20 protein-coding genes are annotated in these 22,482 nt (G+C 42.2%); 9 read left to right on the forward strand and 11 right to left on the reverse strand.

What is annotated here, in order from left to right; all coding sequences use genetic code 11:
- On the forward strand, positions 1 to 477 hold a 477-nt coding region (locus VB693_RS01990; RefSeq protein ID WP_416233364.1), incomplete at its 5' end, for a WD40 repeat domain-containing protein.
- A 334-nt stretch (positions 478 to 811) separates the two neighbouring features.
- Here the strand turns inward: VB693_RS01990 and VB693_RS01995 are convergent.
- Complete coding sequence (locus tag VB693_RS01995; protein ID WP_323264836.1) at positions 812 to 1,189, reverse strand: type II toxin-antitoxin system RelE/ParE family toxin; 378 nt, start codon at positions 1,187 to 1,189, stop codon at positions 812 to 814.
- Entirely contained in the window at positions 1,179 to 1,406 is a 228-nt protein-coding gene (locus VB693_RS02000; protein ID WP_323264837.1) for a hypothetical protein, read from the reverse strand. The genes VB693_RS01995 and VB693_RS02000 overlap by 11 nt, the downstream gene beginning before the upstream one ends.
- A 292-nt stretch (positions 1,407 to 1,698) precedes the next feature.
- Between VB693_RS02000 and VB693_RS02005 the strand changes: the two genes are divergently transcribed.
- Positions 1,699 to 2,301 (forward strand): MBL fold metallo-hydrolase, encoded by a 603-nt coding sequence (locus VB693_RS02005; RefSeq protein WP_237988324.1) that lies wholly within the window; start codon positions 1,699 to 1,701, stop codon positions 2,299 to 2,301.
- A 69-nt stretch (positions 2,302 to 2,370) separates the two neighbouring features.
- Positions 2,371 to 2,685 (forward strand): DUF433 domain-containing protein, encoded by a 315-nt coding sequence (locus VB693_RS02010; RefSeq protein WP_323264838.1) that lies wholly within the window; start codon positions 2,371 to 2,373, stop codon positions 2,683 to 2,685.
- A 94-nt stretch (positions 2,686 to 2,779) separates the two neighbouring features.
- On the opposite strand, the gene VB693_RS02015 is transcribed toward VB693_RS02010, so the two are convergent.
- The 5 genes from VB693_RS02015 to VB693_RS02035 all read right to left on the reverse strand — a co-directional run bounded on the left by VB693_RS02015 (position 2,780) and on the right by VB693_RS02035 (position 6,915).
- Positions 2,780 to 3,514, reverse strand: a complete 735-nt coding sequence (locus VB693_RS02015) for a chromophore lyase CpcT/CpeT (protein ID WP_323264839.1) — start codon at positions 3,512 to 3,514, stop codon at positions 2,780 to 2,782.
- A 106-nt stretch (positions 3,515 to 3,620) separates the two neighbouring features.
- The gene (locus VB693_RS02020) at positions 3,621 to 5,681 is read right to left on the reverse strand and encodes a ribonuclease R family protein (RefSeq protein WP_323264840.1); all 2,061 of its coding nucleotides are present in this window, start codon (positions 5,679 to 5,681) and stop codon (positions 3,621 to 3,623) included.
- A 220-nt stretch (positions 5,682 to 5,901) separates the two neighbouring features.
- Positions 5,902 to 6,117 (reverse strand): 30S ribosomal protein S18, encoded by a 216-nt coding sequence (gene rpsR / locus VB693_RS02025; protein ID WP_190700641.1) that lies wholly within the window; start codon positions 6,115 to 6,117, stop codon positions 5,902 to 5,904.
- Between the two features lie 2 nt (positions 6,118 to 6,119).
- Positions 6,120 to 6,314, reverse strand: a complete 195-nt coding sequence (rpmG, locus tag VB693_RS02030) for a 50S ribosomal protein L33 (protein WP_190700638.1) — start codon at positions 6,312 to 6,314, stop codon at positions 6,120 to 6,122.
- Positions 6,315 to 6,357: 43 nt separating this feature from the next.
- Positions 6,358 to 6,915 (reverse strand): RDD family protein, encoded by a 558-nt coding sequence (locus VB693_RS02035; protein WP_190700636.1) that lies wholly within the window; start codon positions 6,913 to 6,915, stop codon positions 6,358 to 6,360.
- A gap of 344 nt (positions 6,916 to 7,259) precedes the next feature.
- On the opposite strand from VB693_RS02035, the gene glp reads away from it, so the two are divergent.
- Positions 7,260 to 8,492, forward strand: coding sequence for a gephyrin-like molybdotransferase Glp (gene glp, locus VB693_RS02040; RefSeq protein ID WP_323264841.1), 1,233 nt, complete (start codon positions 7,260 to 7,262; stop codon positions 8,490 to 8,492).
- Positions 8,493 to 8,565: 73 nt separating this feature from the next.
- Here glp and VB693_RS02045 read toward each other — a convergent pair whose 3' ends face one another.
- Positions 8,566 to 10,083 (reverse strand): phenylacetate--CoA ligase family protein, encoded by a 1,518-nt coding sequence (locus tag VB693_RS02045; protein ID WP_323264842.1) that lies wholly within the window; start codon positions 10,081 to 10,083, stop codon positions 8,566 to 8,568.
- A 116-nt stretch (positions 10,084 to 10,199) separates the two neighbouring features.
- Here VB693_RS02045 and VB693_RS02050 point away from each other — a divergent pair, with 116 nt between their 5' ends.
- On the forward strand, positions 10,200 to 11,900 hold the full coding sequence (locus tag VB693_RS02050; RefSeq protein WP_323264843.1) for a serine/threonine-protein kinase: 1,701 nt from the start codon (positions 10,200 to 10,202) through the stop codon (positions 11,898 to 11,900).
- Between the two features lie 51 nt (positions 11,901 to 11,951).
- Positions 11,952 to 13,952: a protein kinase domain-containing protein gene (locus VB693_RS02055; protein WP_323264844.1), complete on the forward strand. Its 2,001-nt coding sequence runs from the start codon at positions 11,952 to 11,954 to the stop codon at positions 13,950 to 13,952.
- A 24-nt stretch (positions 13,953 to 13,976) separates the two neighbouring features.
- On the opposite strand, the gene rppB is transcribed toward VB693_RS02055, so the two are convergent.
- Both rppB and rppA read right to left on the reverse strand, forming a co-directional pair.
- A complete protein-coding gene (gene rppB / locus VB693_RS02060; RefSeq protein ID WP_323264845.1) occupies positions 13,977 to 15,317 on the reverse strand; it encodes a two-component system sensor histidine kinase RppB in 1,341 nt (446 codons plus the stop codon).
- Complete coding sequence (gene rppA, locus VB693_RS02065) at positions 15,304 to 16,008, reverse strand: two-component system response regulator RppA (protein WP_323264846.1); 705 nt, start codon at positions 16,006 to 16,008, stop codon at positions 15,304 to 15,306. The genes rppB and rppA overlap by 14 nt, the downstream gene beginning before the upstream one ends.
- 174 nt (positions 16,009 to 16,182) lie before the next feature.
- Between rppA and VB693_RS02070 the strand changes: the two genes are divergently transcribed.
- The 3 genes from VB693_RS02070 to VB693_RS02080 are packed head-to-tail and all read left to right on the forward strand — an operon-like array spanning position 16,183 to position 21,524.
- On the forward strand, positions 16,183 to 17,817 hold the full coding sequence (locus VB693_RS02070) for an efflux RND transporter periplasmic adaptor subunit (RefSeq protein ID WP_323264847.1): 1,635 nt from the start codon (positions 16,183 to 16,185) through the stop codon (positions 17,815 to 17,817).
- Between the two features lie 26 nt (positions 17,818 to 17,843).
- Positions 17,844 to 20,966, forward strand: coding sequence for an efflux RND transporter permease subunit (locus VB693_RS02075; RefSeq protein WP_323264848.1), 3,123 nt, complete (start codon positions 17,844 to 17,846; stop codon positions 20,964 to 20,966).
- Between the two features lie 27 nt (positions 20,967 to 20,993).
- The gene (locus VB693_RS02080) at positions 20,994 to 21,524 is read left to right on the forward strand and encodes a DUF411 domain-containing protein (protein WP_323264849.1); all 531 of its coding nucleotides are present in this window, start codon (positions 20,994 to 20,996) and stop codon (positions 21,522 to 21,524) included.
- A 112-nt stretch (positions 21,525 to 21,636) separates the two neighbouring features.
- Here VB693_RS02080 and VB693_RS02085 read toward each other — a convergent pair whose 3' ends face one another.
- A complete protein-coding gene (locus tag VB693_RS02085) occupies positions 21,637 to 22,422 on the reverse strand; it encodes a hypothetical protein (protein WP_323264850.1) in 786 nt (261 codons plus the stop codon).
- Between the last annotated feature and the right edge of the window lie 60 nt (positions 22,423 to 22,482).

A 22,482-nucleotide genomic window follows, 5' to 3' on the forward strand; every position in this document is an offset into this window, starting at 1 on the left:
AATTGGGTCTATTCCGTCGCTATGAGCAGGGATGGGCAGACGATTGTCAGTGGAGGTGTTGACGGCACTGTGCGCTTGTGGAATCTCCAAGGTCTGCCCTTGGCTGAACCCTTCCGTGGTCATCAGGGTTCGGTCAAATCCGTCGCCATGAGCAGGGATGGGCAGACAATTGTCAGTGGAGGTAATGACGGCACTGTGCGCTTGTGGAATCTCCAAGGTCTGCCCTTGGCTGAACTCTTCCGTAGTCATCAGGGTTGGGTCAATTCCGTCGCCATCAGCAGCGATGGACAGACGATTGTCAGTGGAGGTGATGACGGCACTGTGCGGTTGTGGCCTGGTGGCGTGCGTGCGTGGTTGCAAGTCTGTTGTGATAAGTTGCGTGATCATCCCATCTTCACAAATCCGCAAACTGAGGAGGCAAAAGCCGCTTGCGAAGTCTGCCGTAAATATGTTTGGAGTAAAGAAGGTGATAGATGAGAGTGCGTAGCTGTGCTAATCAGAAGCTTTGTAGATAAAAACAGGAAGTTTCTTGTTTAAAACTAGAACTGTCTAGCTTTAAACAACAACTGTCGAGGTTAAAACTAAAACTTTTCAGTTTGAAACTCAAAATGTCGAGTTCAGAACACGAAACTTCAAGCTAAAAACAGAAAACTCCGAGTTCAGAACTAGAACGTTCCTGTTTGAAACGAAAAACGTCGAGTTCAGAACATGAAGCTTCATACTTAGGACGCAAAACTTCAACCTCAGAACTCCAACATCCGAGATTTGAACTGCAATGATGGTGTGTGAAAAGCGATCGCCCAGTGTAGCGTTAGTCCGGGTTATCTTCTATTTGAATTTCTTGTTCATATTTTGCGATCGCTTCTTCAATGATGTCATTACTAACATCAGAAATATCAGATTTAGAATAAATTGTAGTGAGGATGATTCCTTGAGCAGTTTTCAGATAATAAATTACTCGATAGCCACCACTTTTTCCTTTTTGAACATCGCTATTTTTGAGACGAACTTTGAAAACTTGATATTTAACTCCAGCAATTCTATCTCCAGGAATTTCACCTGCTTGAAGTTCCTCAATTAATGGTTGTATATCACTACGAATTGAACGATAACGTTTAGCAAGTTCTCGTAAATCTTTTTTAAAACGAGGAGTAAGAGCGATTTGAATTGCTGGTGGTTCACTCTGCATCAATACCTTCCCACATTTCCGAGAGGGGTATAGTTTGTCCACTCAATGCCTCTCGTATGCCTTGGTGAATGCCTTCAATTACTATTTCAGTGGGTGTTTCCTCAGCAGATAACTCTTCCTTTAAGCCTAGACAAAAATAGTGAATTACGTCGTAAATTTCAGCTAATTTATCTTCGGGGATGTCTTGCAGTTCTTGGACAATTTTCTGGATCAGCATAAGTCAAACCTTTGATATTGGGTGGTTAATTGGGTTTACGCTTCGTTTATTATGGCTCATCTTGAGAATACGGCAGAAAAGCACTTTGCTATAAAAACAGGAAGTTTTGAGCTTAAAACGACTGGATCAACAATAATGGTGATTAAAGAGCGATCGCTGCCATAATGACTAACCTAGCTAAGATGCGATCGCCTGTATATCCCTGATTCGATATACCAAAACAGCTTTGAATGGTAGATTATTGATGCTGACCTATGAATAAATCTATCAAAGCTATAGAGCCAGAACTATTATGAAATTTCTACACCGTCCTGATCTATATGGCTGGTCTCATTTCAACCCGGCGAGAAATATTGATTTCAATGGGATTGCCTGGATTCGTCCCGGTGGTAACATCTTGATTGATCCTGTGGCTCTATCTAATCACGATTGGAATCACTTAGAATCCTTGGGTGGTGTGGATTGGATTATCATCACCAACTCAGACCATATTCGGTCAGCCAAGGAAATCGCTGATCAAACCTATGCGAAGATAGCTGCGCCTATGGGAGAAAAAGAGTCTTTTCCCTTAATGTGCGATCGCTGGTTAGCTGATGGTGATGAGTTTGTTCCCGGACTAAAGGTGCTGGAAATGCAAGGTTCTAAAACTCCGGGAGAGTTGGTACTCTTACTAGAAGAAACTACCTTGATTACCGGGGATTTGGTGCGAGCCTACAAAGCTGGTAGCTTAGGTATATTACCCTATGACAAGCTGCTGAATAAAGCCGAGGCTGTGGCTTCAGTTCGCAGATTAGCAGCCTTAGAGAAGGTGGAAACTGTATTAGTCGGTGATGGTTGGTCAGTTTTTCGAGATGGGCGCGATCGCTTAAAGGAACTAGTGGCGACTTTGGGATAAATTGGAGGCTAGCCTGATTCTGATCAGCTCTGTGATAGATTGAGATTTTAGATAGCTGAAAAGACTGCAATGACCTCTAAAATAACTTACCCTCACATAGAAAAGCCAGAGAGTCAGCCTGCTTACTTACAAAGACTTCCTCGTATCCGAGTCGCTCAAATTGTCATGGATTATTTAGCGTATGGCTGGTCAGTTGAGGAGATATGCCGTCAACATCCTTATTTACACCCGGCTGAAGCCTACGCAGCAATGGGGTATTATTTTGACCATCAAGAGGAAATTGACAGCGAAATTAGTGCTGAATGGGAACAAGCACAGCAATCTAAAGTTCAGGCTACAGCCTCTCCTTTTGTTGTGCGAATGAAAGCTAAGGGACTTTTATAGTGACAATTCAGCTATACATGGATGTTCACGTTGTCAGCTTGATATAATATCGCCCACATCCTAAATCTGATTTTGATCTGTGGACGAAGTAAAATTACATAGAATTCTTCTTGGATTTGTGTTTAAATTTACTAGAATTAGCTTGTTTTGCTCCCCAAAGACCAACCGCCAGTATTCCTAACATCAATGAGGGTTCAGGAATGGGATAAACTCGACGAAACTCAATAGGTGTATTAACTACTAAATCACCTTGAGCGTTGAAAATCTGATCTAAAGAATCGATCCGATCCGCCCAGACAGTAACATTAGAAACCACTCTCAACCCAAAACCTGCTGGACAGCCATTAGGTTCGTTACTACCTTTGTAATAGTCAGTCTCTTGCCAAATAAGGTTCAAGTCACAACTGGTTATTGGCAAATTACTAGTTGGTATTTTTCGCGTAGACTGAGGTGCGTTACATAAACCTCGCACAAAAGTATTGTCTAAAAAGCTACGAATACTCAAGTTTACTCCAGTATTGCCTTGACTGAAGGAGTAAAGGCGTAAACGTTCAAAAGAGGAACTTTCTTGTTCAAAATAAATATTCTTGACATCAGCTAGAGAATTTGAACTGTCTAATTGGACACTACAGCTAGTAATGCTAATAAGTGGTACAGTAGCCTGTCCCATCACCTGTTGAGAATTATCAAACATACCAGTAAACCAATTTGCTACTTGGTTTAACTGTTGAGCAAGTGGTGGCGCAGTAGCAACAGCACGAGTTGCATGAGTGACTGTCAGCACTGATAGTAAAAATGACAGTGTATATACTTTGAGTTGATTCATCATTTACTACAATATCTTCAACTCAAAGTATGCTAGAAAATGATTACTTCTAACCGCTATTGCTTGATTTAGATTCATAAATCTCAAAAAGCAATTATTCAGGTAAAACTCAATTTGTTGCTATCTGAGCTTCTTGATAAATTATCTCTTGGAATTGAATCACATCTTTTTGCGGGTCAGAGATGCTAACTTTTACACATACCTGTTCTCCCAGGTTGACTGAACGTTTGAAGACCATTGGTAACTGTAAACCCAAGTCTTCTATCAGGATGAGTGCTAAGTTACTGTCTTCCCGTAGCCACATTAAGACTGTGACTGGCCAAATCTGCTCTGGATGACGGCGTAAATACTCTAATGCCCAGTATCTATTTGTTTGCCGTTCTACCATTGTCACCTCTTGGGTGGTGCTGGTGACGGTCATCATCACTTCTTTGAGTTGTTCGGCACTAAAGGGCAGAACTTCCCCCCGCAGGTGGGCTTTAAGTTGAAAGTGGGTGAGCAAATCACTATAACGACGAATGGGAGAAGTTGCTTGAGTATAAGTATTCAAGCCTAAGCCAGCATGACGCACAGGAGTAATACTCATTTCACTCTTGGGCATACAACGCCGCATTGCACAGGAGCGGACAAATCCTGCCGGTAGCAAGAGTAATTCTTCGTCTGGGGGTAACTCTGGCTGTGGCTGACCGCGAAAGGGTAAGGGAATGTTGTGTTCTTGACCGTAACGGGCTGCAACTTCTCCAGCCAGAATCATCATTTCTGCTACTAAATGCCGCGATAGGGAATCATCTAAGATGTCGATACTAATATCGTCATCTTTAACTTTAATCATCGCCTCTGGCATATTAATGCTGATTGCACCTTGATTGTAACGCCAAACTTTCCGCTTCTTTGCCCAAGTGGCGATCGCCGCAATTTCTGGTTCTGCTTGTACTCCTAATTGCAACATCTCATCTACATCTTCGTAGGTGAGGCGGTAGGTAGGTTTAATCAAACTGGGATGAATGGTGTAATCTTCTACTCCACCATTGGCATCTAAAATAATCCCAAAGCTCAAAGCACAACAGACTTTTCCCTGTACCAAACTCATTGGCCCAGTTGCCAATACCTCTGGAAACATTGGAACCATGCCAGTAGGTAAATATACGGTACTACCCCGCTTTCTCGCTTCTAGGTCTAAGTCATCTTCTGGTGCTAACCAACGGGTGGGGTCGGCAATATGCACCCACAGTCTTTCTCTGCCATCTGATACTTGTTCCCAACTCAGCCCATCGTCAATCTCAGTGGTGCTTTCGTCATCTATTGTGTAGACTTTCAGATGGGTCAAATCAAGGCGATTTGTATCTGAGTCTGTTGGCAGATCATCCAAACGCTGTTGCGCCACTTCTAATACCTTGCTAGGAAACTGGACGGGAATCGCAGAACGACGCAGGAATAAATTCTCAGTCGCACTCCACCACCCCAAATCTACCAATAATTGAAATGCTCCTTGGGGGGTTGCAGGTCGCCCCAGCATATTCATTGTTTCTAAAACTGGGGCTGGTGGGGGATAGGCACGCGCTAGAGAGTCATAGTTGACTCCCACCCTGACAATATCCGCCAACAGTGCTGCGTACTTTTCTAAAGCTTCTAGACGTTGGCGGTCATGTCGTTGCCACTCGACGGCTTCACCTTGCAGTGCCTGTTCTACTCGGACTAAAAATTCCTGCTGTCCCCTAGCTTTGAGAGCTTCTACTTCTATTTGGTGTTTACGTTCTGCTACTTGTGCCGTCGTTCTCGGCTCGTAAGCATCACCTTTTTGCTTGAAATAGAGTTTGTCATCTGACAATAGGCAATGGGCAGCGTAACAAGGGGCTGATTCTGATTCGGAAAACAGCAGATTAGCCATTTGGGATGGTGTGACTGTTTCCCCATCTTCTACCAACAATTCCCAAGCCACTTCCAAGCTAGAGGGGTCTAAATAAGGCTTGACCTCTTCTAAAAAGGCTGGAATTTCCGATGACTTGTAAGTTTTACCGTTAACTGTATATGTAATTTGTCTAGGCGCGAGGCTGTGGGATTGACCGCGTTCATCTACCACAAACCAACGGGTCTTTCCGTCTGGACGGTCTATCACGCCCAAACGGCGATCGCCTTGAACCCTAAATTCAACTAGCGTCCCCTTCTCCACAACTCTCGCTATTATTATTGGTTAACAAATAAGTTTTAGATTTTGGAGTTGAATAATTGCTACTTAACCCAAAATCTCATGATTTTAACTGTAGAACAAGATTTTATCACTGACTGAGATTTTAGATTGTGGACTCAGACAATCTAAAGCTACATATCACCATTTATGTAGCTTTTCCCGCTCATCCAAAATCTAAAATTCTCGCCACTGACTCAAAAAATTAGGCTTCCGCATTAATAAATGGCAATAATGCCACAATCCGCGCCCTTTTAATCGCTAATGTCAATTCTCGCTGCTGTTGACAAGTCAATCCCGTGATCCGACGTGGCAATATCTTACCGCGCTCAGTTACAAACTTCCGCAATAAGTCAACATCTTTGTAATCAATTGGTTCTCCAGGCTTAATTGGAGACAAACGCCGACGATAATAACTCATCTTTACTTGATTTCCTTGTGAACGGTATGTTTATTGCAGTGGGTGCAGAACTTAGCAAGTTCTAAGCGGTTGGTAGTGTTACGACGGTTCTTAGTTGTTGTATACCGTGAAACACCAGGGGATCTTTTGTCTGGATTTGTCCGACACTCAGTGCATTCTAGTGTCACTATGATGCGGACACCTTTACTTTTAGCCATAATCTTACAAACAATAAAGCCTGAAGAGAATTAACACAAATAACTATCTTCTCACATTTCGGCGCAAAGTTCCAACTAATCGTTTAATTTTTAAGTCTAACGAGTAGCCCCGACGCGACGAAACAATGAAAGTTCCAGCATAACGGTCGTGCAAAGCTTGGCGCATCTGGGTATCAGATAACGCTGCACTACAGTCAATTGCTAGGGGAATCACTAGCAGTATAGCAGTGGGATTGGCACTAATATTGCCCAAGGCAACAGATACCAAAATTGCCCCAAAGCAAATTATAGCTTCTCTTTTAAATAGTGCTAGCAATTGGGGAATTCTGCCGACAACTTGTCCGTCTTCTACTTCTAGCACTTTTAAGTCAAACGCCCACCGCCCTAAACTTTGCCCTTTGTTGTTGAATACCACTAGTACCCGCAAAATCAGCCAACCGAAGATAAACACTAAAATTTGGATGAATTGAATACTACCTTGATTACTTCCCAATAGAGAACTGACTAGCCAGACAACGAGAAAATCCAATCCCAAGGCCATACCGCGCCGATTAATCTCAGCTTTGGGATAGTGTTTTTGAGGAACTCGTTCGATAGTCATAGAGATTGGGGATTGGGTATTAGAGGGTAATTTTAAAGTTTGTAGTAAGAACTTTAGTTCTTATTCTGCGCTGTTTTAAAGCACCCTAGGATTTAATGTTTACTTGATAAATCATAAGCAAAAAAATTGTAGGTTGGGTTAAGCGCAGCGCAACCCAACATTGATCTCGGATAACCAATATGGATCTTGGTGTTGGGTTTCCTTCCGTCAAACGCCACTCGCCCCAAGCCGGGAGACCCGTCCAAGGCGGTGGCTTCCCAACCTACATATAATGCACAAAATTAGGCGTGTTAATCCATTTACGATTGAATGTTGACTAAAATCAATAATTTGAGGCGATCGCTATGTTATCAGTCAGGGATGCAGCAGATATTATTTTTAATTTAGTTCAACCACTAGATAGCCAACAAGATACAGAGGTTGTAGATTTATTTGCCGCCAATGGACGAATTTTAGCAACGCCTGTCACCAGTCCCCTAGATTTTCCCCATTGGGATAATTCGGCGATGGATGGCTACGCGGTACGTTATGAAGATGTCCAAAATGCTAACGCCGAACAACCAGTAAAGTTAGAAATTATTGCAGAAATTCCCGCAGGCCATCAACCAAAGTCTACTCTACAACCGGGACAAGCCGCGCGAATTTTTACCGGGGCAGTGATGCCCAAGGGTGCGGATACTGTAGTTATGCAAGAGAAGACGCGCCGGGAAGATAACTGTGTTTTGGTTCTCACTGCATCCCAACCAGGGGAATTTGTTAGACGCAAAGCTGCTTATTACGAATCAGGTACACAATTATTACCAGCCGGGATTAGGTTAAATGCGGCGGAAATTGCCGTGTTAGCAGCAGCCCAGTGTCCGCAAGTCAGGATTTACCGTCGTCCTCGTGTGGCAATTTTTTCTACAGGGGATGAATTGGTGACAGTTAATCAACCTTTACAACCAGGACAAATTGTTGATTCTAATCAGTATGCTTTAGCTGCTTTAGTGCGACAAATGGGGGCAGAACCGATATTATTAGGCATTGTTAAGGATAACCCAGCAGCTTTAGAAGCAACAATTCGGCAAGCTATCGCTAACGCCGATATAGTGATTTCTTCTGGTGGTGTTTCTGTGGGAGATTATGACTACATTGACAAAATTCTGGATTCATTGGGTGCGATAATTCATATCCGTTCTGTAGCCATGCGCCCAGGAAAACCCCTCACAGTCGCCACTTTCTCCCAGTCCTCTATATATTTTGGTTTACCAGGAAATCCGGCGGCGGTGTTGGTGACTTTCTGGCGATTTGTGCAACCAGTCATCAAGAAACTGGGGGGACTGACTGGGCGTTGGGAAGCAGAATTAGTTAAAGTGCGATCGCATGATGAATTGCGATCGGACGGGAAGCGGGAAACTTATATTTGGGGACGGTTGCGTTTAATTAATGGAGTTTATGAATTTCACAAAGCTGGTGGTAGTCATAGTTCTGGGAATTTAATTAATTTAGCTCAAACTAATGCTTTGGCTATGCTGCCGGTAGGTCAAACATTAATTCCACCGGGGGAAGAAGTGCGAGTTTTACAAATATTCGGATGATTCACGCAGTAGACGCTTTGCGGCTTCCCGCAGGGTGGCGCAGAGGCGCAGAGAGAGAAAAGAGAGTTTTGGATTATTGGCGTGTGTAACGATGTTTGACTCCGATGGGGAAGTATTCGCGATCGCCCATTGGTGCTAATGTGATTTGGGGTGTTTGGTATTCTTTGGGGACGTAGTTGGCAAATTCGCCGTTAAGTCGCAACAATTGGGTGAGAATTGAGGTTGCTATGGTTTGGCGTTTGTCTTCAGAACTTTCAACATCTGTTGCTAATTCTACAACTACAGATAAAAAGCGGTTTTTGTCGGTGTCTTCTTTTACCTGCAAGACGAATTTACCTGTCACCCACTCTTTAATGACTGGTTGTTCTAATCCTACTGTCACATTTTCGGGGTAGATATTTGCACCAAAATAGGAGACTGTAAAGTTAGATCGTCCAAAAACGTAGACGAATGGTAGTTGATGAATACCTCTAGGTGGTTGCTGGGTGTGGGGAGTAAGATTTTCCAGTGGATTGAATCCCCAATCTGCTAAGAACTGGAGCATGGCATCATAACTAATGATTCCGCCAGTGTCTAAGATGTTGTACCGTATTAGGGGAATACCGTTATTTCCAGAAAACAATAATTGCCCGTTCTGGACTTCAAAAAAGCGGCTAACCGGGTCATACTGCACTAGTGTAGGTAAACGTGATTCCCCAAATAAAGCTTTTGCAGCTTCGGGATTTTGTGCTAAAAAGCGGCGAATGCAAATACTTAATGGTGTCTCATTGCCCAACACCCCTGCATCAGCTGTACCGTAAAGTGATGCTGAATCGTAGCAGGGATTTTGAGAACCCACCCTTTCACCTACTAAACTTCGCCATTCTTCGCTGAATACTTCACCCGCCATCACAAATTTAATCTGGTAGCGTTGCCACTCTACACCACGGGCAATGCCTGTATCAATTACATCTTTTAGAAATGGTGGATATCCTAATAAAACTACCTGTGCAAAATTACCACCGAGTTCCTCTACTACGCGCAAGATTTCTTCTTTATTGTTACCGGGGGTAATAACGGTGATGGGGTAGCCTTTGCTAGCAAGATAACGACAGCAATTTGTAGTGAACATCCCACCAACCCAAGTACCAAGGGTAAAGCAAATGACTGCGAGGGTGGTTTTAGTATCGGCGGCGAAACTGTCGTGAAAAATTTGCTCAAAGCGTGTAACGATTTGTAATTCATCGGTGAAGAACCTCGGCCAGAATGTGGGTTTCCCGGTAGAACCAGAGGAAGCGGCTATCATATCGCAACCCTCTAGTTGTCCATCGCGGCATAAATCAGCGAGAGGATAACGTGAGATATAATTTTCTTTAGCGATCGCTGGAATTTTCTGAAAATCACCCCAACTTTCAATCGTATCTGGCTGAATTTCCCTTTCTGCTAAAAAAGCCTGATACGCCGGGACATTAGCAGCCACATCATGAAACAAATCCAAGACAGCCGATTCCCCAGAAGAGTTGATATGCTGCTGTAACAAATCCTCTAGAGGGGTAGACACAAAATCTTCCCATACCTTGATTACTTGCTGTCCTCTTGATTTGTGTTTCATAATTAGTCACCTATCACCTGTCACCTGTCACCTATCACCTTCTTAAAAGAATATTCGTAAATTGAAGCATATTAGTTGTAGTAATTTAAAAAACCCCTCATCTATCCTTCAGCACCATGCAAGTCTATTGCAGTAAAAAACACGCTAATAATAGCAGTAATCATTTTTGCATTCATTGCGGTGAACCTTTGTCTATTGCTGTTGGACAAGTTATAGACAATCGTTATCGGCTGGTTCGTCAAATAGGACAGGGTGGTTTTGGACGTACTTATCTAGCTGAGGATAAAAAGAAATCTAATCAAACCTGTGTTTTGAAGGAATTTGCACCCCAAGTCACAGAAAAACAGGATTTACAAAAGGCTAAGGAGTTGTTTGAGCGAGAAGCAAACGTCCTCAAAAAACTTCATCATCCCCAGATTCCCATGTTTCACGCTTCACTACAAGTAAAAATGGGGAGTCAGGATTTTTTCTTTTTGGTGCAAGACTATGTAGAAGGCGATAATTTTGACCAAATATTAGAACAACGCCAAAGTCAAGGTAAAACTTTTACAGAAGCAGAAGTTATCACTTTATTACAACAACTTTTACCTGTTTTATCCTATATTCACTCTTTAGATGTAGTTCACCGCGATATTTCTCCTGATAATTTAATTTGGCGGCGTTCTGATAATTTACCTGTACTGATTGACTTTGGTGGTGTGAAGCAATTACCAGCTTCTCAGGGTTTTTGGTTTACTAAGTTGGCTGTCAATCATACTCTGTTGGGTAAAAAAGGCTACGCGCCAGAAGAACAATTACGACAAGGGAAGGTATATTTCAACAGTGATTTATATTCTTTGGCGGTGACAGCGTTAGTTTTATTGACAGGGAAAGAACCGCAAAAACTATACGACAGCTATCAAGGAATTTGGCGTTGGGGTAGGGAAATTAATGTCAGCTTTAAGCTAGAAGCTGTGTTAAAAAAGATGTTGGCGTATAAACCAAGCGATCGCTATCAAAATGCTGATCTAATTCTCAAAGATTTACCATCACCAGATGTGACTAAACCACCTGTGACTCATCTTACCAAGATTAAGACAATGATAGTTGCCCCTGGACGTAAAGCAGGGGTAATCGTTAGTAAATTCCATAACAAAACTCAAGCCGTAGCCCAAAAGTTACCTCTCCCTGGTTGGCTACGTCCTTTTGCAGTCAGTTTTGGGGGAACAGCTTTAGTTATATTGACTGGCGCAGGGACTTTTGCGGTAGTAAACTCACTGATTCGAGGTGTCTCTTCAATCACTCCACCACAAATTTCTTTACCCCAAATACCATCGTTATCTAGTCCTACTAGTCAACCAGTTAGTGACAAAAATAAAATTACCCTGAGTCAAGTTTTAAGTCGTCGCCAACAGCTAGAAGTTCCTGAACCCTTTTTTATTAAGACAGTAGACGGCTTATTCTATGCCCAAAAACCGGAGTTAAACGGACGTAGCCTCACTTCTAACCCAGAAGACGCAGGTTTGCGAGATGAATGGTCTGCTGTCGCTAGCGATTTATTGAATAAAATAGAACAGGCTAAACTCAGTACAGCAACTCGCCGTCAACTGGGAAGCTATACAGAGAGAGATTATCAAACTTGGAGACGACAAGCCCGTTCTGGACAACTGGGAAATTACACAGTCAATGATCTGAATAAGGATACTAATCAAAAATTTGATCAGTTGTTTCCAGGTCAAGACCGTGGGAAACTGAATCAACGGACTTTAGGTCAAGTTTGGTATGCGATCGCAGATGAACAAGTGAAAAATAGGGGACAGATGAGAGGTGACAGGTGACAGTGAAGAAGATAAGGGAGAATTGAATTTTGCCTCAATGACTAATGAGTAATGAATAATATTCAACCAGGGCTAACTTTAGGCGATCGCTATGTGATTGTACGTCAAATCGGTCAGGGAGGATTTGGACGGACTTATTTAGCTGAAGATATTAACCGTTTTCGCGAACTTTGTGTTTTAAAAGAATTTTGTCCTCAAGTTCAAACAGACTACGTTTTACAAAAAGCAGAAGAACTGTTTCAGCGTGAAGCTAGTGTTCTCTATAAGTTACAACATCCCCAAATTCCTCGCTTTCGGGAACAGTTTCACATTAATTTAGAAGGTAAAGAATATTTATTTTTAGTCCAAGATTATATAGAAGGACAAAATTATAGTTATTTATTAAATAGCCGTAAACAACAGGGTTTACGATTTACAGAATTAGAAATTAAGCAACTTTTACAGCAAATTTTACCAGTGTTGGATTATATCCATTCCTTGGGTGTGATTCATCGTGATATTTCGCCAGATAATTTAATTCTTCGCACTTTTGACCAGCTACCAATATTAATTGACTTTGGTGGTGTCAAACAAGTAGTCGCCGCCGTTGCTTCCCAATATTATCAACCGGGGATAGCTGCACCGCCTCCCGCCGCTACCCTACTAGGTAAGGTAGGATTCGCACCACCAGAACAAATGCAAACCGGTGCAGTGTCTCCCCATAGTGATTTATATGCTTTGGCGGTGACTGCAATAGTTTTGTTGACAGGTAAACAACCCCAAGAATTAGTCGATAATTATAATCTCTCTTGGCAATGGCGACGGGAAATTACCCTCAGTCCGCTATTAGGACAAGTATTAGATCAAATGTTAGCTCCTCGACCGGGCGATCGCTATCAGTCAGCCCAACAAGTTCTCGAAGCACTAAATCCCACACCTGTCTATTATCCCCCCACTCAAGCACCTATCCCCCCAGTCGCACCGACATCAGCCACACTAGCTGTCTCTCCTACTCCCCCTATTGTTCCTAGTTCCCCTGCTTCCCTTCCTCCCGAACCTAAAAGTCAGTGGACAGCAACTAAAACTTTCCTTGCGGTGTTGGCGTTAGTTACTACTGGGGGATTAATTTGGTGGGGAGTCAGTGGAAGAACTGGGAATCAAGTCATAGTCGATTCTACACCTACACCAACTATTACCCAGCCTACCAATCCCCTAGATAAATACTCGCCCACAGAACGACGACGCAAACAAAGATTAAGCGATCGCCGTCAACAATTGGGTATAGACTTTAATTTCTACGTTAATTTAGTCAATCAAATCTTTTGGGAACAAAATCCTACTTTAAAGGGACGCACTCTCAGCGATGAACCAATAGATGAAAGTTTGCGGGCAGAATGGGATAAAATTGCTGGTGGATTACTCGAAAAACTTGCACCATTAAGTACCAAATCACGACGGCAATTAAATACTTATACTGCCGCAGAACGCGATCGTTGGAAGGTAGATATCAATCAAGTTAATGTTAGTAGTCGCGCTTTGTATGATTTGGGTGATGCAGCTTTCTTTAACGCCTTCCCAGAACGAAAAGGCCAAGACTTCATTAATCAGCCTATAGGACAAGTTTGGCACGCTTTTGTTAGTGACAAACTTAATGCCATCATTGCAGGTAGTGCTTTCCAAAAAATCGTTTTTGATCAAGATGCTATTAATAAAACTATCAGTGGTAATTTAAAACCTGGTGCGGGTAAAGTTTTTATTGCTGATTTAGCTCAAAATCAAACTTTAGATTTCCAGCTACAAGCAAACCCCAACGTTTTGTTATCAATTTATTCGCCTTCCGGGAAAATTATATTTTTAGAAGATTCTACGCAACGGACTTTAACAACAGAACTACCAGAATCGGGATTTTATGAATTTGTTGTGGTGTCCACTGCATCCACATCAGCAGATTATCAACTCAGCCTTACAGTCAAAAATCCCACCCCACCAGAACCAACACCAACTCCCACAGAAACACCCACACCCACACCCACAGAAACCCCGACAGAAACACCAACACCAACCCCTAATTAAATACTAAAGCTTGAAATTCATCAATTAGTTTTTACGGGGTAGCTTAAGGGTAAAAATACTGCCTTGACCTAATTCACTCTGCACATCTATACTACCGTGGTGAGCTAGGACAATTGCTTGAGCGATCGCCAACCCTAATCCAGAACCGCCAGTGCTACGAGAGCGATCGCTATGCACTCGATAAAAGCGATCAAAAATGTGTGATAATTTTGACTGAGGAATACCAATACCTGTATCCTGAATTTGAATCACAGCATAATTATCACTACGGTTTAAAGCAACTATTACTTTACCACCTGATGGTGTATACTGAATAGCATTGATAGTTAAGTTAGAAATCAAACGATAAAGCTGGTCTTGATTAGCGATAATATTTACAGGTATCGATACCAGAATCCGAGATGTGAGGGTGATATTTGTGGCGATCGCTAATGCAGCAAACTCCTCTATTAAGTCATTAATAATATCATCTAAACAACAAATCTCACGCCGCATTGGCACAGGTTGACTATCTAAACGAGATAGTAATAATAAATCAGTTACAAGATTAGTCAACCGTTGATTTTGACGGTGTAGAGTTTGTAAAGTTTCCCGCGCCTCTAATTCATCCAATTGTGACATCAAAAGTGCTGATTCTACAGTTGCTTGAGTAGCGGCTAGAGGTGTGCGTAATTCGTGGGCTGCATCGGCTGTAAATTGCTGAGTTTGTCTGTAAGATTTATAAATTGGTTGCATTGCTAATCTAGCCAACCACCAACTAGCAAGACCAACTAAAGTAATCACAATTGGCGAACCCAATACTAATACAAGCTTAACCGCATCTAAATAACTATTAAAATCTTCAATACTTCGCCCGACTTGAATGTAACCCCAATCATGATTATTTTGGGTATGTAAAGTTAAAGAAATTTGATGATAGACCTTACCTTTATTATCTTTGAGTGTTTGCCATAATTCTCGATTAAATTCTGGTGATAGCCCTTCTGGATAAGCCCCAGCTATAGCAAATAAGCGTCCATAATTATCAAAGAAACGCACATAATAATGGTCTTGATGAATAGCACTCAGGGTATGACGCTGAGAATTTACTGGCTCGGAAATACACCCTTTCCCTATTATGCAGATATTGGGTAAAAGAGTTTGGATGACTGGTTCTAATTGACCAGGTTGTTGCAATTTCAATTCAATACTATCATGTAATGTTCCCGCTACTGATTCTATTTCTTGGTCTAATGTCATCCAATGAGCGTGAGACACAGCTTTGTAAACACCAATTCCACACAAACTTAAAATCACAGCCATCACCAGCGCGTACCACAACGCCAAACGTAAGCGGGTTTGCTGAAATAATTTATTTTGATTCATCGGTGAAATTAAATCTATATCCCATACCGTGTAATGTTTCAATCATATTTTCACAGCCACTATTAGCCAACTTGCGACGTAGTAACCTAACTTGTGCTGCAACTACATTACTCACAGGTTCTGCATTTACCTCCCAAAGTTGATAGCGAATTTGTTCAGAATTTAATATTTGATTGGGGTGCTTAATAAAATATTCTAGAAGTTGAAATTCTTTATTAGTTAAGATGATTTCCTGTTTATTTCCCGCAATATCTCGACTAATTACTTTACTATTACCATAATCTAAAGTGAGATTTTCCACAGTTAATTCTTGGGGTTGAAATTGAGGTGATCGCCTCTGCAAAGCCCGCAATCTTGCTAACAATTCCGCCATACCAAATGGTTTAACTAAATAGTCATCAGCCCCTGCATCTAACCCCATGACTTTATCTTCCATTCTATCTTTAGCTGTCAACATTAATACAGGTAGAGGATTATGCCGATAACGTAATTTTTTGCATAATTCCAAACCAGAAATACCTGGGATCATCCAATCAAAAATAGCTAAAGTGTATTGTGTCCAACTACTTTCTAGATATGCCCACGCCTCATTACCATCCATCACCCAATCAACCAAATATTTCTGTTGGGTAAGAGTTCGCTTAATAGCCGTACCCAAATCCGGTTCATCCTCAACAAGTAGCACTCTCATAAATTAAATTTCTTCATAACTCTGTGTCTCCGTGTCTCTGTGGTAAAAAAGCCTTTAACCACAAAGACACAGAGAATCTCTACTAAATTTCATCCTAATTTCATTTTGAGATGAAAGACTAGGGTGGGGTGCAGAATAACCCTTTTACCCCGTAACTCAGGATTTCTGATAGCGATGTTAAACTCTCTGTTTTTAATCATGCGTAGTGCCTCTGGTATACTAGCCAGCTTACTATTATTAGCGAGTCCCGCAGTAGTTCTAGCCCATGCTGGACACGGAAATGAATTTCAGGGAAGAAATGAAGCATCGGCTAACACTTCAGTACAGGTAGATGCTAAAACGGCTCAAAGGTTAGGAATAAAAGTTGCACCAGTCAAATCACAGCAACTAGCTATCAGCATTAAAACTACAGGTAAAATAGAAACCCTACCTAGTAAACAAGCGGAAGTTACTACACCCATTCCAGGGGCAAAAGTAGTTGAGTTATTGGTAGAACCGGGTACTGTAGTTAAGCAAGGTCAACCCGTTGCTGTCGTCACCAGTCCAGATTTAGCTTCACTGCGCGTAGAGTCACAAGAGAAACTGGCTCAAGGTGAAGCAGATTTACAACAAGCTTTAGCAGATTTAAAATTAGCGCAACAAAATTATTATCGCTATCAACAAATTGCGGCTGCTGAAATTACTGAAGCTGAAAGTCAAGTAGCATTTGCTCAAGAAAAATATAACAAAGACAAAGATTTAGCTGAGGCTGGTGCTTTACCCCAACGTAATGCTTTAGAATCTCAAACTCAGCTAGCCCAGGCGAAAGCGCAACTAACTAAAGCTAATAGTCGCCGGGAAGTCATCGCCGCAGAAAATCAACTCAAACGCGCCCAGGCTAATGTTACAGTTGCCAAATCCCGAATTAGTCTCAGCAGTGCAAACTATGGAACTCGCTTGCAACAACTAGGCATCCGTAGTAATAACAAAGGACTTGTGACAATAACAGCACCAATTTCTGGGAAGGTTGCGGATAGAGAAGTTACTATCGGTCAAACCTTCAATGATGCAGGTGGCAAATTAATGACGATTGTTAATGATAGTCGGGTGTTTGCTACAGCTAATATTTACGAAAAAGATTTAGATAAAGTTCGTCAAGGTCAACGGGTTAATGCCAAAGTGGCTGCTTTACCTGACCGCACATTTACAGGACGCATTACTATTATTGATTCGGCGGTGACAGGGGAGACGCGGGTTGTTCCAGTGAAAGCGGAAATTAATAATCCTGGTGGTGTACTTAAACCAGGAATGTTTGCTGAATTGGAAGTTCTCACAAATCAAACATCATCAGCAGTGTTAGTTATTCCCTCTACATCTGTTGTTGATGTCAATGGTAAGGAACAGGTTTACATCCAAAATGGTAACGCCTACCAAGTAGTTGATGTTACTTTGGGTCGAACCTCTGGGGATATGGTTGAGGTGAAGACGGGTTTATTTGCAGGGGATTTAGTCGTAACTCAGCGTGCGCCGCAACTGTACGCGCAGTCTTTGCTGGGGGGAAATAAATCTAATGCAGCCGAACATGAACATGGGGAAACAAACACACCTGTAACATCGAATCTGCCTGTACCACTGTGGTTATTGGGGGTTGGCGGAGGAAGTTTATTAACTACAGGAGCTTTTTTTGGGGGTGCTGTTTGGTCTCGGCGGCGGATATCGGCGGTGAATTTGAGTTTGGATTTGTCTCATGCAGAGGAGGACACTTGTGTGGGCGGGTCTCCCGACTTAAGCAAAGTGTCCGTCACGCAGAGGCGCGGAGAGTTGGAGTGAGTTTTTTGGTGTTGGGAAGTTGGGAAATGTTAAATAGCATCCTTAAGTGGTCGATTGTTCAACGGTGGTTGGTGGTTTTGGGGGCGGTTGTAGTTACGTTTTTGGGTGTGTACAATCTGACTCAGATGCCGTTGGATGTGTTTCCTGATTTTGCACCGCCACAAGTTGAGATTCAAACTGAAGCCCCAGGACTCGCTCCAGAAGAGGTAGAATCTTTGGTGACTTTGCCGATTGAAAGTTCTGTGAATGGTACGCCGGGGGTGGAAACGGTACGTTCTTCGTCGGCGGTGGGAATTTCTGTGGTGAAGGTGATTTTCAAGTGGGGTACGAATGTTTATCAGGCGCGTCAGTTGGTGACGGAAAGATTGCAACAGGTGCAGGAGAAGTTACCATCAGGTGTAGAAAATCCCCAAATTTCGCCGATTACTTCGCCAATTGGGACGGTGTTACAGTATGCTTTCACGGCTGACACTACGCCATTAATGGAAGTGCGGCGTTTGGTTGACAGGGATGTGACGAATCGACTTTTGGCTGTCCCTGGGGTTTCTCAAGTAATTGCTTATGGTGGTGATGTTCGTCAGTATCAGGTTTTAGTTGACCCGGCGAAGCTGAAAGCATTTAATGTCACTTTGGATGAGGTGACAGCAGCTACAAAAGCCGCTAATGTGAATGTGGCTGGTGGTTTTTTAATTAACCCCGACCAAGAAGTGATTATTCGGGGACTGGGACGGGTTGAATCTATTGAACAGTTGGCTAATTCTGCTGTGACAGCCCGTAATGGTACGCCTGTGTTACTCCAAGATGTCGCATCTGTGCAGATTGGCGCGGCTTTAAAACGTGGTGATGGTAGTCTTAATGGTGAGTATGCGATTGTGGTGATGGTGAATAAACAGCCGCAGTATGATACACCGACTGTAACTAAAGCAATTGAAAAGGCGATCGCAGAGGTAAAATTAGCATTACCCCCAGATGTGAAAGTTACAGAAACTTTTCGCCAAGAAAGTTTTATTGCCGCAGCTATTGAAAATGTTACCAGTTCTCTCCGTGATGGTACTATTATTGTCGCTGTTATCTTGCTGCTGTTTTTGATGAACTGGCGCACGGCTGTAATTACTCTGAGTGCCATTCCTCTATCAGTTTTAATTGGGATGCTGATTCTCAATTTATTTGGTCAAGCAATTAACACCATGACCTTGGGTGGTTTGGCTGTGGCTATTGGTTCGGTAGTGGATGACTCAATTGTTGATATGGAAAACTGCTACCGGGGTTTACGCAAGAATCAAGCCTTAAGCAATCCTGAGCATCCTTTTAAGGTGGTTTATGATACCTCAGTTGCAGTCAGAGTCAGCGTCATTTTTTCTACAGTCATTATTGCCGTAGTCTTTGCCCCTATTTTCATGCTTACTGGTGTAGAAGGGCGCATATTTGCCCCGATGGGTGTGGCTTATTTGGTATCAATTTTTGCCTCTACTTTTGTAGCTATGACGCTGTCGCCTGCATTGTGCGCGATTTTATTAGCTCATCGTCAGTTATCCTCAGATGATACCTGGGTTAATGCCTTATCACAGCGACTTTATCGACCGTTACTCAATTTTTCCCTACGCTTCCCGACGATTATCTTGGCAATTGCGGGGGCTAGTTTAGTTGCTTCCCTAGTAATTTTACCAAGCTTGGGTAGGGTATTTCTGCCGGAGTTCCAAGAACCATCTTTAGTTAATGCTGTACTGCTGTATCCAGGGAGTTCTCTGTCAGCCACGAATCAAGTCGGGTTCGTTATGCAAGAGGCTTTGAAAGGTGACAAGCGATTTAGTACCGTCCAGTTACGAGCCGGACGCGCTCCTGGCGATGCAGATGCGGGGGGTGTGAATTTGGGACATTTAGATGTGGAATTAACTAAGGAAGGCTTACAAGATAGAAAAGGAAGTATTGAGAAGCTAAGGGCAGAATTTGCCAAAATACCGGGAGTTGCCCCTAGTATCGGCGGCTTTATTTCTCACCGCATGGATGAGGTATTATCAGGAGTGAGAAGTGCGATCGCTATCAAAATTTTTGGCTCAGATTTAGCCGAACTGCGTCACATTGGTTCTGAGGTGCAGGCGGCTGTCAAAGATATACCTGGACTGGTAGATTTACAACTTGAACCCCAAGTCCCCATTAAGCAGGTACAAATTAAATTTTCCAGAGCCGCCGCAGCTCGCTATGGTTTAACAGTAGGTCAACTAGCAGAAATGACCGAAACAGCTTTGAATGGGCGCGTTGTCTCTCAAGTTTTGGAAGGACAGCAATTATTTGATTTAGTTGTGTGGTTACAACCAGAAGCACGCAATAATTTAGAAATTATCCGCAACTTATTAGTAGATACCCCCACAGGGCAAAAAATCCCCCTAGCTCAAGTCGCCAGCGTTGACTATGGAACAGGCCCCAACACGATTAACCGGGAAAATGTCTCACGTTTAATTGTAGTTTCTGCTAATGTTTCCGGTCGAGATTTAGGTTCTGTCGTTGATGAAATTCAAGCTAAAGTACAGCAATCAATTCAGTTACCTACAGGTTATTTCATTCAATACGGTGGTCAATTTGAATCAGAACAACGCGCTACCCAAAACTTACTAGTATTTGGCAGTTTAGCAATTGTAATTATTGCTGTCTTAATGTACTTTGCAGTTAAATCTGTTGCTGCGATGCTGATGATTATGATTAACCTACCTCTAGCATTGGTAGGGGGTATATTTTCCATTGCTTTAGGTGGCGGAATTATCTCTGTGGCTTCCTTAGTCGGGTTTATTACTCTATTTGGTGTAGCCACACGCAACGGACTTTTATTAGTAGATAATTACAATCAGAAATTAGCCCAGGGTTTGCCTTTAAAGACAGTAATTTTTACAGGTTCAATGGAACGCTTAGTTGCTATTTTAATGACAGCTTTGACTTCCGCTTTGGGCATGATACCTTTGATAATTGGCATAGGTGCAGGTAAAGAAATTCTCCAGCCTCTAGCTATAGTGGTACTGGGAGGTTTGTTTACTTCTACAGCGTTAACATTATTAGTTTTACCTGCTTTATATGCTCAGTTCGGTAAATTTTTGCTACCTAAAAAACCGCTTTCAGATGTTGAATCAGGAAAGGAAATTGCAGCTATTTTTGAGTAATAATATGAAAATAATGAGGATTTATCAATGTACAAAATTATCGCTATTTTAATTAGTCCATTGCTGCGTAATTTGCTAGTTTTTATACTCGCTACTGTAATTGTTTTTGATGGTAATTCTACATCTGCGCTGGCTGCTAGTATCTGGGACAATAAAACCACATCAGATTTACAAACGCGGGAGGTTAAAGTTTATCGCAGTCCGGCTTGTACCTGCTGCGGAAATTGGATAAAACACATCCAAAAGCACGGGTTTAAAATCCAAGCTGATATCAAAACTGATGACATGGAAGCTATCAAACAAAAGTACAATTTACCTCCAGATTTAGCATCTTGTCATACAGCAATTATTGACGGTTACGTGATGGAAGGACATATTCCCGCCGATGATATCAAGCTTTTTCTGCAACAACAGCCCCAACTTGCAGGTTTAGCTGTACCAGGAATGACTATAGGAACGCCAGGAATGGAATCGGGAAATACAAAGCAGCCCTTTGCAGTCATGGAGTTTAATCATCAGGGGGAAGTTCAAATATTTAAAAAATATCAATCTTATTAATTGCAAAATTGAATTATCGGACTCCTGTTGGATTCTCGAAGCGACTCAGTTTGAGTCAGTTGTAGCTATCCAGCGACTGAATGTATGAGCTTTGTCAGTCGCTGTGCAAATTTTAACGCTTATTCAAAGCAGCCCGTAACTGCTTCAGAACTTTACCAATTTCTAAAAATTGTGGGTCTTTTGCCAATTTCTGAACAACTTCAGGACTGCTTTCCATCACAATATTATTGTAAGCAGTAATAGCAGCATTTAACTTATTCAGATCCACACTTGGTTTAGCTACATTTTGAGCAACTTCTGTTCTTAACTCCTTAACACCAGCTACTAAATGCGCTGGTTTTAAAGACCCCATATCAACACCAGATGTAGATGCTGATGACTGACTAATCATCCCCCGGAGAGCGTTAACCAGACGTTGTATTGCAGATGGTGAAACACCTAAATTACCTAAAGAACTTTGTAACTGATTGACAGAATTTTCTGCATCAGCACCACCTTGTAAAATAACTACAATAATGGCAAATACACTATTAGAACTACCCGCATTACTCAAGACAGTACCATCAACACCAACACTACTGACTGCTACTGAGCTATTAGCATCTTCAGCTTGTTGCAATATCTCATTAGCCGCTTCATTGACATTGTTCTGAATTTCTGGTGAGGTACTAATATTCACCTCAGAATCACCACTATTTATTTCTACATTAGTACCAGGTACAGCTTCAAGCGGTGGTTCTGTTGCAGGGCTAAGATTATCACCAGATGAGCTAGCAGAATCATCACTAACACCGACTACATTAGCACTACCTGCATTTACTCTCAGGGGCGCACTGACTAAACAAGTCAATAAAATTAATACTAAACCTAAATTCAGAGGTAAGCTTTGTTTTTTCATGACTATTGCTGCTAAAGATTGTGTCCGGTTGATTACTTATTAAACTCGAAAAAACCCACC

Origin of the sequence: Anabaena sp. UHCC 0399, from assembly GCF_034931465.1 — a bacterium.
Lineage (GTDB): Bacteria > Cyanobacteriota > Cyanobacteriia > Cyanobacteriales > Nostocaceae > Trichormus > Trichormus minutissimus.

Bases quoted from the DNA above. Each gene is read 5' to 3' on its own strand.
- VB693_RS01995 (WP_323264836.1), bottom strand. From the start codon at position 1,189: ATGCAGAGTGAACCACCAGCAATTCAAATCGCTCTTACTCCTCGTTTT.
- rppA (WP_323264846.1), bottom strand. From the start codon at position 16,008: ATGAGAGTGCTACTTGTTGAGGATGAACCGGATTTGGGTACGGCTATT.
- rpmG (WP_190700638.1), bottom strand. From the start codon at position 6,314: ATGGCTAAAAGTAAAGGTGTCCGCATCATAGTGACACTAGAATGCACT.
- VB693_RS02045 (WP_323264842.1), bottom strand. From the start codon at position 10,083: ATGAAACACAAATCAAGAGGACAGCAAGTAATCAAGGTATGGGAAGAT.
- VB693_RS02050 (WP_323264843.1), top strand. From the start codon at position 10,200: ATGCAAGTCTATTGCAGTAAAAAACACGCTAATAATAGCAGTAATCAT.
- VB693_RS02035 (WP_190700636.1), bottom strand. From the start codon at position 6,915: ATGACTATCGAACGAGTTCCTCAAAAACACTATCCCAAAGCTGAGATT.
- VB693_RS02055 (WP_323264844.1), top strand. From the start codon at position 11,952: ATGAATAATATTCAACCAGGGCTAACTTTAGGCGATCGCTATGTGATT.
- VB693_RS02085 (WP_323264850.1), bottom strand. From the start codon at position 22,422: ATGAAAAAACAAAGCTTACCTCTGAATTTAGGTTTAGTATTAATTTTA.
- VB693_RS02000 (WP_323264837.1), bottom strand. From the start codon at position 1,406: ATGCTGATCCAGAAAATTGTCCAAGAACTGCAAGACATCCCCGAAGAT.
- rpsR (WP_190700641.1), bottom strand. From the start codon at position 6,117: ATGAGTTATTATCGTCGGCGTTTGTCTCCAATTAAGCCTGGAGAACCA.
- VB693_RS02075 (WP_323264848.1), top strand. From the start codon at position 17,844: ATGTTAAATAGCATCCTTAAGTGGTCGATTGTTCAACGGTGGTTGGTG.
- rppB (WP_323264845.1), bottom strand. From the start codon at position 15,317: ATGAATCAAAATAAATTATTTCAGCAAACCCGCTTACGTTTGGCGTTG.
- glp (WP_323264841.1), top strand. From the start codon at position 7,260: ATGTTATCAGTCAGGGATGCAGCAGATATTATTTTTAATTTAGTTCAA.
- VB693_RS02015 (WP_323264839.1), bottom strand. From the start codon at position 3,514: ATGATGAATCAACTCAAAGTATATACACTGTCATTTTTACTATCAGTG.
- VB693_RS02080 (WP_323264849.1), top strand. From the start codon at position 20,994: ATGTACAAAATTATCGCTATTTTAATTAGTCCATTGCTGCGTAATTTG.
- VB693_RS02070 (WP_323264847.1), top strand. From the start codon at position 16,183: ATGTTAAACTCTCTGTTTTTAATCATGCGTAGTGCCTCTGGTATACTA.
- VB693_RS02005 (WP_237988324.1), top strand. From the start codon at position 1,699: ATGAAATTTCTACACCGTCCTGATCTATATGGCTGGTCTCATTTCAAC.
- VB693_RS02010 (WP_323264838.1), top strand. From the start codon at position 2,371: ATGACCTCTAAAATAACTTACCCTCACATAGAAAAGCCAGAGAGTCAG.